The following is a 10,478-nucleotide window of genomic DNA, read 5'->3' on the forward strand; positions in this document are numbered from 1 at the left end:
TTTCCCGGGAAACGCGGGTAACGGCACGGCGACCCCGGATTCCGGCCGGTGCGGCCCCTCACCGGACCACCTCCCGGCGCTCCTCCAAGATCCATCGTAGGTTTCGAGACAAAGAACGGCGGCGACGAGATGCGGCTGCGCGCACTGCTGGACACCGACGCGCTGGGCCTGCGGCTGCTCGGCGGCGAGGACGAGCTGGACCGCGCGGTGCGCGGCGTCATGACCACCGACCTGCGCGACCCGAGCCGCTACCTCTCCGGCGGCGAGCTGGTGCTCACCGGTCTGGCCTGGCGCCGGGACGCCGCCGACTCCGAGCCCTTCGTACGGATCCTGGTGCAGGCCGGGGTGGCCGCCCTCGCGGCCGGTGAGGCCGAGCTGGGCGATGTGCCGGACGACCTGGTGCTGGCCTGCGCGAAGCACCGGCTGCCGCTGTTCGCGGTGCACGAGTCGGTGGCGTTCGCGACGATCACCGAGCACGTGGTCCGGCAGGTCTCCGGCGAGCGCGCCGGGGACCTGGCGGCCGTCGTGGACCGGCACCGCCGGATGATGACCTCGGGCCCGGCCGGCGGTGGCCCGGACGTCGTCCTGGACCTGCTCGGCTCCGACCTCGACCTGCGCGCCTGGGTGCTCTCCCCCACCGGCCGGATGATCGCCGGCTCCAAGGTGGCGGGCCCGGCGCTGCCCGCCGAGACCTGCGCCCGGCTCGCCGCCGAGCACCTGGCGGCCACCCGCTCCGGCCGCCGCGGCCCGCACCGCGTCCAGCTGCACGGCACCACCTACTCCCTCTTCCCGGTCCGCTCCTCCGGCCGCTCCCCGCAGGCCGCCCGCGATGTCCGCGAGACGGTCCTGTCGGACTGGCTGCTGGCCGTGGAGGCGGACGCGGGCGACTGGCCCGGTGAGCGCCTGGATCTGCTGCAGGGCGTGACCCAGCTGATCGCCGTCGAGCGGGACCGCCGGGACGCGGCCCGCACGGTCCGCCGCCGGCTCGCCCAGGAGGTGCTGGAGCTGGTGCAGACGGGCGCCGCGCCCGCCGAGATCGCCGCCCGCCTCAGGGTGGCGGCCCCGGTGCTGCTGCCCGGGCTCGGGGCGGCCCCGCACTGGCAGGTCGTGGTGGCGCGGGTGGAGTGGGAGGACGGCGAGGTCGAGGGCGGCCCGGTCGCCCAGTCCCTGCTGGAGGAGGTGCTGGTCGACCCGCTGGCGACCGGCCCCGAGCCCTCGGACCGCATCGCCGTCGCGCACACCGGCGACGAGGCCGTCGCCCTGGTCCCGCTGCCCGCCGTCGTCTCCGAGCACGACGGCTCGGAGACCGGCCTGCTCGCCGACGCCCTGCTGCGGTCGGTGCGCGAGCCGCTGTCGGCGGGCCTGGACGACGACGGCCGGCTCACCCTGGGGGTCAGCGCGGCCGTGCACTCGGCGGAGGGCCTGCGCGGCGCCCTGGAGGAGGCCCGGCACGCCCGCCGGGTCGCCGCCGCCCGCTCCGGGCGGGTCTGCGCGGCCGGCCACCAGGAGCTGGCGTCGCACGTCCTGCTGCTCCCGTTCGTCCCGGACGACGTCCGGCGCGCCTTCACGGCCCGCCTGCTGGACCCGCTGAAGGACTACGACCGCCGGCACCGGGCCGAGCTGATCCCGACCCTGGAGGCGTTCCTCGACTCCGACGGCTCCTGGACGCGCTGTGCCACCCGCCTCCACCTGCACGTCAACACGCTGCGCTACCGGGTCGGCCGTATCGAGCAGTTGACGGGACGGGACCTGTCCCGGCTGGAGGACAAGCTGGACTTCTTCCTGGCCCTGCGCATGAGCTGAGGTCAGCGGGGCGTGCGGCGGCCGGACGAGGTCACGCTCACGCCCCACTACTTTGTGAAATCTTTCACCCACCCTCTTGGCCCGGCCCCGCGATTGGTGCTGGAATGCCGCCACCACTCAACAGCTCGATGGCGTGCTCGGGGAGGGCAACGTGGCGCATACCGCCATGTCTGGTAACGGAACCACCGGTGACGATCCGCTCCAGACCGCGGTATGGCGGTTGCGCAGCCGGGCCTGCTGGGCGGACGCGGCGGCCCTGCTGCCCGCCGACCGCCCCGCCCCGGCGTTGCAGCGGGCCGCCCTGCTGGCCGAACGGTGCCTGTACACCGAGCGGGGCTGGGAGGAGGCGGAGGACGCGCTGCGGACGGCCGAGGCGGTGGCGCACAGCGACGAGGAGCGGGGGGCCGCCGCGTGCGAGCGGGGCTACCTGGCGTACGCCGCCACGCTGCTCGGCGTGCGCGACCGGGCCGACGAGGCGCGGGCCGCGCTGGGCCGGGCGGCGGCGCTGATCCCGCCGGGGGCCCCGGGGCGGGCCCTGCTGGACTTCCGGCGCGGGCTGGTGGCCCAGAACCTGGCCGGCGCCCCGCAGGCGGCCCGCGCCGCGTTCCGCCGCGCGCACGCTGCCGCCACGGCCGACGCCGACCCGTTGCTGCTGTCCTTCACCTGGCGCCACCTGGCGGGACTCGCGCTGCGGGACGGCGAGTTGACGGAAGCGCGGCACGGCTTCGCCGAATCGCTCCGCATCCGGGAGGAGCTGGGCTACCTGGTGGGCACGGCGCCCGCGCTGGTCTCCCTGGCCGACACGGAGGAGGAACCGGAGGCGTCCCGGCTGCGCGAGGAGGCGCGCCGCCTGTTCCGGCTGCTCGGTGGCGTGCCGACGTGGCTGGCGCAGCAGTTGGCGCCGCCTGCGCCGGGCGCGGCGACGGCGTAGGGGGCCGGGGGTTCGTCGCCGGGTGCGGGCGCGTGGTGCTCGCCCGCGCGGTTCCCCGCGCTCTTCCGGGGCGCGTCAGCCGCAACCCCCTGAGGGGCGCGGGGAACCGCGCGACCGGCCACGACGGACCCGCACCCGGACGACGACCGGTACCCACGTCCCCGTCGGTGCTCAGCCCGCGCCCGCGAAATGCCCGCCCACAAGCCTCCGCACCCCGTCCACGTCCCCCGAAGCCAACGCGTCCAGCAGCGCGAGATGATCCGACGCGTCGGCGAGCAGTACGGCCCGTCCCCGCCGCACCGGGGGCCACTGGGACCGCCGGTGCAGGTCCTCGGCGATGCGCACCAGCTGCTCGTTGCCCGCCAGGGCGAGCAGGGCCCGGTGGAAGGCCCGGTCGGACTCCGCGTACGTCGCGGGGCAGCCGGCGGCGGCCACCCGTACCGTCTCCTCGGCGAGGGGCCGCAGCTCGGCCCACCGCTCGGCGGGCACCGTACGCGCGAGCCGCAGCATCACCGGCACCTCGATGAGCGCGCGCACCTCCGCCAGCTCGGCCAGCTCCCGCGCGCCCCGCTCGACCACCCGGAAGCCACGGTTGGGCACGACCTCGACGGCGCCTTCCAGCGCGAGCTGCTGCATGGCCTCCCGCACGGGCGTGGCCGAGACGCCGAAGCGTTCCCCGAGCACCGGCGCCGAGTAGACCTCGCCCGGCTTCAGCTCGCCGGTGACCAGCGCGGTGCGCAGCGCGTCCAGGATCTGCCCGCGCACCGAGGAGCGCTGCACCGCGGCCCGCGGCTCGGGGACCGGCCGCTCGCCGTGGGTGTGCTCGCCGCGCGCCGCGCCCTGCACCGCGGTGTCCCGCTCCCGGCCCGGGTCGGCGCCGGCGGCCGGCCGCTGCTGCCGCGCGGGCACCCGGGAGGCGGCCGGCGTGCCCGGGGAGCCCTGCGCGCCCTGCTTCACGGCTCCTCCTGGCGGCTTGTCGGCACTTGGGGTCATTAACGACGGGTTGTCGCTTGTCCGTCAAGCACCTTAGGCGCACCGGGCGGCAGTTCAAACTCCGACAACTCCCGCTAAGGTAAGGCTTACCTGTGCATCCAGTCAGCGATCACGGACGCGTCCAAGGAACGGTGGTCCCGCCATGCCCGCTGCGGCCTCGCCGCTCACCGCCGCGTACGACCGCCTCGCCGCGGCCTTCCCGGGCCTGGCCGTGACCGAGCTGTGGCCGGCCGACCCGGCACCCGAGGGAACGGGCTGGACCGGCGCCGCCGGGCTCGCGGCGGGCGGCGCGGAACTGGACGCCTTCCTCGCCTGGGACGCGGACCAGGTGGTGCGGGACCACGGCCGGCCGGCCCGCCCGGACGTCGTGGCGAGCTTCGGCCTGCACCGCTACGCCTGGCCCGCCTGCCTGCTGATCACCGTCCCGTGGTTCCTGCACCGCCGGGTGCCCCGGCTGCCCGTGACGCACGTCTGGTACGACCGCACGGCCGGCCGGATGGCCGTACGGCCCCCCGTCTCCGTCGCCTGCCTGCCGGGCGACCCCGCCGCCGCGCTGCCCGGCACGGTCGTCGTACCGGACGAGGAGGCGCTGCGGGCCGAGGTGCGGGCGGCCGTGGCCGAGCATCTGGAGCCGGTGCTCGGCGCCTTCGGACCCCGGATGCGGCGGCGGGGGCGCGCGCTGTGGGGCATGGCGACCGACGAGGTCGTGGAGGGGCTGTGGTACGTCGCCCAGCTGTTCGGCGAGCGGGAGGCGGCGCGGGCGGTGCGGGAGCTGGGGCTGCTGCTGCCGGGGGCGACCCCGCCGTACGCCGGTTCCGCCGGGTTCCGGACGCCGCCCGGGCCGGACGGCTCACCGCCGCCCACCCGGGACCGGGTGAGCTGCTGCATGTTCTACACCGTCCGCCCGGAGGACACCTGCGCCACCTGTCCGCGCACCCGGGACGGCGAGCGGATCGCCGGACTCACTGCCGCTGCCGCCGCCTGAGGGGTGGTCAGGGGCGGGAGCACGCCCGTGGATCCACTAAGATCACCGGCACCGGACCGCCCGACCTCGGCCCGGTTCACGGACAGGTGATTCACAACTTTCTCACTTGTCGCGGGAACTTTCCGAGGAACCACCCGTACGGGTAGTCTATTCGAACTCAACTCCCGCCCCTCACGCGGCAGTTCGAGCAGAACGCCGTCCTGGGCATCCCCTTGCACCTTATTGGCGGCCTCTTGCCCCGAAACCCCCTGAGGGCCCTCGGGAGTGGGCCACTATGGCGGGCGTTACGCCCTATCCCAATGCAAGGGACCCCTGATGAGACTGACCGACATATCGCTGAACTGGCTGCTTCCGGGCGCCGTACTGCTCCTGGGCATGCTGGCGGCGGTGGCGGTGCTCGCGCGCGGCAAGCGCTCCTCCGGGGAGAACGCGAGCGCGGACGACTCGTGGGAGCGCAGCGAGGAGCGCCGCAGGCGCAAGGAGGCCATCTACGGCACGGCCTCCTACGTACTCCTGTTCTGCTGTGCGGCGGTGGCGGCGGCCCTGTCCTTCCACGGCCTCGTCGGCTTCGGCGAACAGAACCTCGGACTGACCGACGGCTGGCAGTACCTGGTGCCGTTCGGCCTGGACGGCGCGGCGATGTTCTGCTCCGTGCTCGCGGTCCGCGAGGCCAGCCACGGTGACGCGGCGCTCGGCTCCCGGATACTCGTCTGGCTGTTCGCCGCGGCGGCGGCCTGGTTCAACTGGGTGCACGCGCCCCGGGGCGTGGGACACGCCGGTGCGCCGCAGTTCTTCTCCGGCATGTCGCTGTCGGCGGCCGTGCTGTTCGACCGGGCGTTGAAGCAGACCCGCCGGGCCGCGCTGCGCGAGCAGGGTCTGGTGCCCCGTCCGCTGCCGCAGATCCGGATCGTGCGCTGGGTGCGGGCGCCCCGCGAGACCTACAAGGCCTGGTCGCTGATGCTCCTGGAGGGCGTGCGCAGCCTCGACGAGGCCGTCGAGGAGGTCCGCGAGGACAAGCGGCAGAAGGAGCAGACCCGGCAGCGGCGGCGCGACCAGCAGCGTGTGGAGCGCGCCCAGCTGAAGGCGATCAGCCGGGGCCACCGCGGCTTCGTCGGCCGGGGTGCCGGCCGGCAGGTCGAGGTGCAGGCCGTGGACCGCGGCCCGGCCCCCGCGACCGCGGAGCCTGCCATATCGACCGCGGAACAACTGCCCGTCCGCGCACGGCCCTCCCTGCAGCGGGTCCCCAGCGGGAGTGAGCCGGTGACCGTCGACCTCACCGCCGAGGACGACACCATGGCCCTGCCGCGCCTGGACTCCCTGGAGCGCAAGCTGAAGGACCTGGAGCAGCAGTTCGGCTGACGGCCGGCCCTGCGGTGCGACCGCAGTACGGGACGGGGGCGTGACCGCGCGGGTCACGCCCCCGTCCCGTTGCGCCGAGCCTCACGCCGCCTCGGCGCCGAGTTCGAACCACACCGACTTGCCCACCCCGTGCGGCCGTACGCCCCAGGCGTCGGCGAGGGACTGCACCAGCACCAGCCCCCGGCCGTGGGTGTCGTCGTCCGTGTCCGGGGCGTGCAGTTCGGGCCTGCGGGCCACGAAGTCCCGTACCTCCACGCGCAGTCCGCCGGAGTCCACGACGGCCGTGAGGACGGCGTCGTCGTCGGTGTGGACGAGCGCGTTGGTGACGAGTTCGCTGGTGAGCAGTTCGGCGATCTCCGAGCGGCCCGGTTTGCCCCAGTGCCGCAGCATTTCGCGCAGCTCCCGGCGGGCCTCCGGCACCGCCCTGAGGTCCGCCCGGCCCAGCTTGCGCCGCAGCCGCCGCGCGTGGTCGGTGATGGTGTCGGTCTCTTCCCCCGTTGTCGCCGAGAAGGCCCCTACCGTCACGGGACCGCCCCCTCGCGCCTGCCTCTTCATGACCCCCGCCCGCACGCCGCCGGTCCCTGCCCCTCCTGGTCGAACATGTTCACGGGGGATGCTTGCCCAGCAGGCTCCCGGGCAGTCCTGGCGCATGCCCGATGACCGGTGGTTCGGCCATATCCGTACCCCGCCCGGTCCGGCCATCGGACACCGCCGCGGCCGGACCTCGCGCTCACCGGACACCGTCGGACGCCACGGACGCCCCGGGACACCGGTCGGGCCGCGTCCGGCACCTGCTGACGTCACGTCGTCACGCCACGTGAAACTGGCCGAAATCGCTCCCCTTAAGGCCGCGGTACGTTGCGCAGGTTCGAGCGGGCCATCTGGAGCATCCGGCCGACCCCGCCGTCCAGCACGATCTTGGAGGCGGACAGTGCGAACCCGGTGACCATCTCGGCGCTGATCTTCGGCGGGATGGACAGCGCGTTGGGGTCGGTGACGACGTCCACCAGGGCCGGTCCCTTGTGCCTGAAGGCGTCCTTGAGGGCCCCGGCGAGCTGCTTGGGCTTCTCCACCCGCACGCCGTACGCGCCGCAGGCCCGGGCGACGGCGGCGAAGTCGGGGTTGGTGTTGGCGGTGCCGTACGAGGGAAGTCCGGCGACCAGCATCTCCAGCTCGACCATCCCGAGCGAGGAGTTGTTGAACAGCACCACCTTGACCGGCAGGTCGTACTGCACGAGGGTCAGGAAGTCCCCCATCAGCATGGAGAATCCGCCGTCCCCGGCCATGGCGACCACCTGCCGGCGCCGGTCGGCGAACTGGGCGCCGATCGCCATCGGCAGCGCGTTCGCCATCGACCCGTGCGAGAAGGAGCCGACGATCCGGCGGCGGCCGTTGGGCGAGACGTACCGGGCCGCCCAGACATTGCACATGCCGGTGTCCACGGTGAACACGGCCTCCCCGTCGGCGACTTCGTCCAGTACGGCGGCCACGTACTCGGGGTGGATCGGGATGTGCTTGTCGACCTTCCGGGTGTACGCCTTGACCACGCCCTCCAGCGCGTCGGCGTGCTTCTTCAGCATCCGGTCGAGGAAGCGCCGGTCCGTCTTCTCCTTGACGCGCGGGATCAGGCACCGCAGCGTCTCGCGGACGTCGCCCCACACGGCCAGGTCGAGCCGGGAGCGGCGGCCGAGCACCTCGGGCCGTACGTCGATCTGCGCGATCCGCACGTCGTCGGGCAGGAACGCGTTGTACGGGAAATCGGTACCGAGCAGGATCAGCAGATCGCACTCGTGGGTGGCCTCGTAGGCGGCGCCGTAGCCGAGCAGGCCGCTCATGCCCACGTCGTACGGATTGTCGTACTGGATGAACTCCTTGCCGCGCAGCGCGTGCCCGACCGGCGACTTGATCCTCCCGGCGAACTCCATGACCTCGGCGTGGGCGCCGGCCGTGCCGCTGCCGCAGAACAGCGTGACCTTGCCGGCCGCGTCGATCATCTCCGCGAGCGCGTCGATCTCGGCGTCGCCGGGCCGCACGGTGGGCCGGGAGGTGACGAGCGCGCTCTGCGCCGCCTTCTCCGGGGCCGGTTCGGCGGCGATGTCGCCGGGCAGGGCCACCACGCTCACCCCGCTGCGGCCGACCGCGTGCTGGATGGCGGTCTGCAGCAGCCGGGGCATCTGCTTCGGACTGGAGATCAGCTCGCAGTAGTGGCTGCACTCCTGGAACAGCCGTTCCGGATGGGTCTCCTGGAAGTAGCCGAGGCCGATCTCGCTCGACGGGATGTGCGAGGCGAGGGCCAGGACCGGGGCCATCGAGCGGTGGGCGTCGTACAGGCCGTTGATCAGGTGCAGGTTGCCCGGGCCGCAGGAGCCGGCGCAGGCGGCCAGCTTCCGGGTGATCTGGGCCTCGGCGCCGGCCGCGAACGCGGCGGACTCCTCGTGGCGTACGTGGATCCAGTCGATGGCGGCGTTGCGGCGGACGGCGTCCACGACCGGGTTGAGGCTGTCGCCGACGACGCCGTACAGGCGTCGCACTCCGGCGCGGACGAGGATGTCGACGAACTGCTCGGCGACGTTCTGTTTGGCCATGGCGCGCGTCAGCCCCTTCGCTGTCCCGGGATACGGCCCTCCCGTTCCATCAATCCACAGGGGCGGTGGTTACGCCTCCCACACGGCCGCCGCCGTACGGTCGTCGGCGTAGCCCTTCACCCGTACCTGGGCGTCGGCGAGGAAGGCGGCGAGGCCCGGCGCAGCGCGGCCGGACCAGCGACGGGCCAGGTAGGCACAGAGGGCGGGCTCGTCGCGCAGCGGGCCGGCCAGGCCCGCCGTGCACATCACCAGCGCATCACCCGGGCGGGCTACCGAGGCCCGGAACCGGAACGGCTCGCGGGGCGGCTGGGGGGCCGGCCCCGCGGGCTCGAACGGGCTCGGCGGGGCCGGGAGGCCGAGGTCCAGCGTCAGCCGGTCGCCCTCGGGCGTCCGCTCCGGCGGCGAGCCGGAGCCGGCGACGGGTGCGCCGGTGCCGTCCTCGGGCGCGACCTGCGGCTCGATGTCCTGCCAGGCGCCGTCCCGCAGCCGGAACAGCCCGCCGTCCCCGACGCCGAAGAACACACGGGTATGGCAGTCCGGGTCGCCGGGCAGCAGCAGACAGCGCAGGCTCGCCGTGTACACCCCGGGATCCAGACCCTGTTCGGCGGCGCTCGCGCGGAGCCTGCCGAGGCTGCGGTCGGTCAGCCGGTGCAGACCCGCCTTCAGGTCGCCGCGCCGGGCCGCGCGGATGTCCTCCACGAGCCGCTGGTGGCTGCGGCCCACGGCCCGCCCGATCCAGCGGCACGCCTCGGCCGCCGCCAGGTGCGCGCCCGGCGCGGCCCGGGCACCGGTGGCCATCGCGACCAGGACCAGGGCCTGTTCTCCCGCCCCGAAGCGCGCGGTGAGCAGCGCGTCCCGGCGCGGCTCGCCCCGGTACCGGGGCGAGTCGCCGCGCAGCGACACCGCCCGCAGCGTGCACGCGCCGTACCGGGCGCCGTCCAGCACGGTGTCCGCGACCAGCTCCCCGAGCCCGTCCGGTTCGGCGAGCGGAAGCGCGGTGGGCTCGGGATCGTAGGTGGGGGGACCGGAGCCGACGTAGTCGACGGAGGCCGGTGGGGCGGGCGGGGTGCTCTCGGCGGGGAGGGCGGGTTCTGCCGGTGCCGGTGGCGCGGTCCGCTGCGTCGGCACCGGCGCTTTCGCGGGTGCCGGTTCCGAAGGTGCCGGCTCGGCCGGTCCCGGATCCACCGGTCTCGGCTCGGCCGGTCCCGGATCCACCGGTGCCGCGTCAGCCGGTGCCCCGTCCGCCGGTCCGGGCTCCAGCGTGTCCGCCGGCCGTCCCCCCACCGCGTTCCGCGCCGAGGCGAAGCGGTCGTCCAGGGAATCGGGCGCTGCCGTGGGACCCGTGTCCTCGGTGGAGTCGTCGTACAGCTGCCCCCACCAGTCGTCGTCGTGACGGGCGGGAGTTCCCCCCTGCTGGCTCATGCCCGTAATTGTCCACCGCCCGGGCGGTGGGAAAACGGGGCATCGGGAAAATCCGGCGCATCGCCCCCGTCGAACGGCGTGTCGAGTGAGCGGGTGAACTGCCGTACGAGAAACGGTTGGTGGCCGCCGGGCGGCCCCACCCCCCACGGGAGGACCGCCCGGCGACGTCCGGACCCACCTTGGCAGAGTCACCGCAGGTACGGCGATGATGTCCGCGGCGGGTTTGCGCCGTGGCCGGTTTCCGCCACGCCGTTCCGCCTCCGTTGGTCGGTGCGCAGGGGAGGGACGCGGGGCGATGCTGGCAGCGCTAGGTCCTGTCGTCAAACTCCCGTCGTCCGCCCGGAGGGCGGGCCGCGCGGCGTCAGGTGCGTGCTCTCGGCGTGCCGGGCCCCGGCCCTCG

Annotated in this window: 8 protein-coding genes; 4 read left to right on the forward strand and 4 right to left on the reverse strand. The window is 74.5% G+C overall.

The features are described from left to right. Positions 1-129: 129 nt before the first annotated feature. Both AB0L21_RS28245 and AB0L21_RS28250 read left to right on the forward strand, forming a co-directional pair. Entirely contained in the window at positions 130-1,803 is a 1,674-nt protein-coding gene (locus tag AB0L21_RS28245; protein ID WP_365707031.1) for a PucR family transcriptional regulator ligand-binding domain-containing protein, read from the forward strand. A 166-nt stretch (positions 1,804-1,969) separates the two neighbouring features. Beyond that, positions 1,970-2,734: a hypothetical protein gene (locus AB0L21_RS28250; protein WP_365787207.1), complete on the forward strand. Its 765-nt coding sequence runs from the start codon at positions 1,970-1,972 to the stop codon at positions 2,732-2,734. Between the two features lie 171 nt (positions 2,735-2,905). Here the strand turns inward: AB0L21_RS28250 and AB0L21_RS28255 are convergent, their stop codons facing one another. After that, a complete protein-coding gene (locus AB0L21_RS28255) occupies positions 2,906-3,691 on the reverse strand; it encodes a GntR family transcriptional regulator (RefSeq protein ID WP_365787209.1) in 786 nt (261 codons plus the stop codon). A 178-nt stretch (positions 3,692-3,869) separates the two neighbouring features. Here AB0L21_RS28255 and AB0L21_RS28260 point away from each other — a divergent pair, with 178 nt between their 5' ends. Both AB0L21_RS28260 and AB0L21_RS28265 read left to right on the forward strand, forming a co-directional pair. Beyond that, positions 3,870-4,712, forward strand: a complete 843-nt coding sequence (locus AB0L21_RS28260) for a (2Fe-2S)-binding protein (RefSeq protein WP_365787211.1) — start codon at positions 3,870-3,872, stop codon at positions 4,710-4,712. A gap of 315 nt (positions 4,713-5,027) precedes the next feature. Continuing rightward, positions 5,028-6,071 carry a DUF2637 domain-containing protein gene (locus tag AB0L21_RS28265; RefSeq protein WP_365787213.1) on the forward strand — a complete coding sequence of 348 codons (1,044 nt, stop codon included), beginning with the start codon at positions 5,028-5,030 and terminating at the stop codon, positions 6,069-6,071. A gap of 81 nt (positions 6,072-6,152) precedes the next feature. Here the strand turns inward: AB0L21_RS28265 and AB0L21_RS28270 are convergent, their stop codons facing one another. The 3 genes from AB0L21_RS28270 to AB0L21_RS28280 form a co-directional block, all read right to left on the reverse strand. Continuing rightward, complete coding sequence (locus AB0L21_RS28270; protein WP_365707021.1) at positions 6,153-6,596, reverse strand: ATP-binding protein; 444 nt, start codon at positions 6,594-6,596, stop codon at positions 6,153-6,155. Positions 6,597-6,913: 317 nt separating this feature from the next. Then, positions 6,914-8,656: a pyruvate dehydrogenase gene (locus tag AB0L21_RS28275; protein WP_365787215.1), complete on the reverse strand. Its 1,743-nt coding sequence runs from the start codon at positions 8,654-8,656 to the stop codon at positions 6,914-6,916. Between the two features lie 69 nt (positions 8,657-8,725). Continuing rightward, positions 8,726-10,078 carry a protein phosphatase 2C domain-containing protein gene (locus tag AB0L21_RS28280; protein ID WP_365787217.1) on the reverse strand — a complete coding sequence of 451 codons (1,353 nt, stop codon included), beginning with the start codon at positions 10,076-10,078 and terminating at the stop codon, positions 8,726-8,728. Between the last annotated feature and the right edge of the window lie 400 nt (positions 10,079-10,478).

Source organism: Streptomyces sp. NPDC052721, assembly GCF_040678315.1.
Taxonomy (GTDB): domain Bacteria; phylum Actinomycetota; class Actinomycetes; order Streptomycetales; family Streptomycetaceae; genus Streptomyces.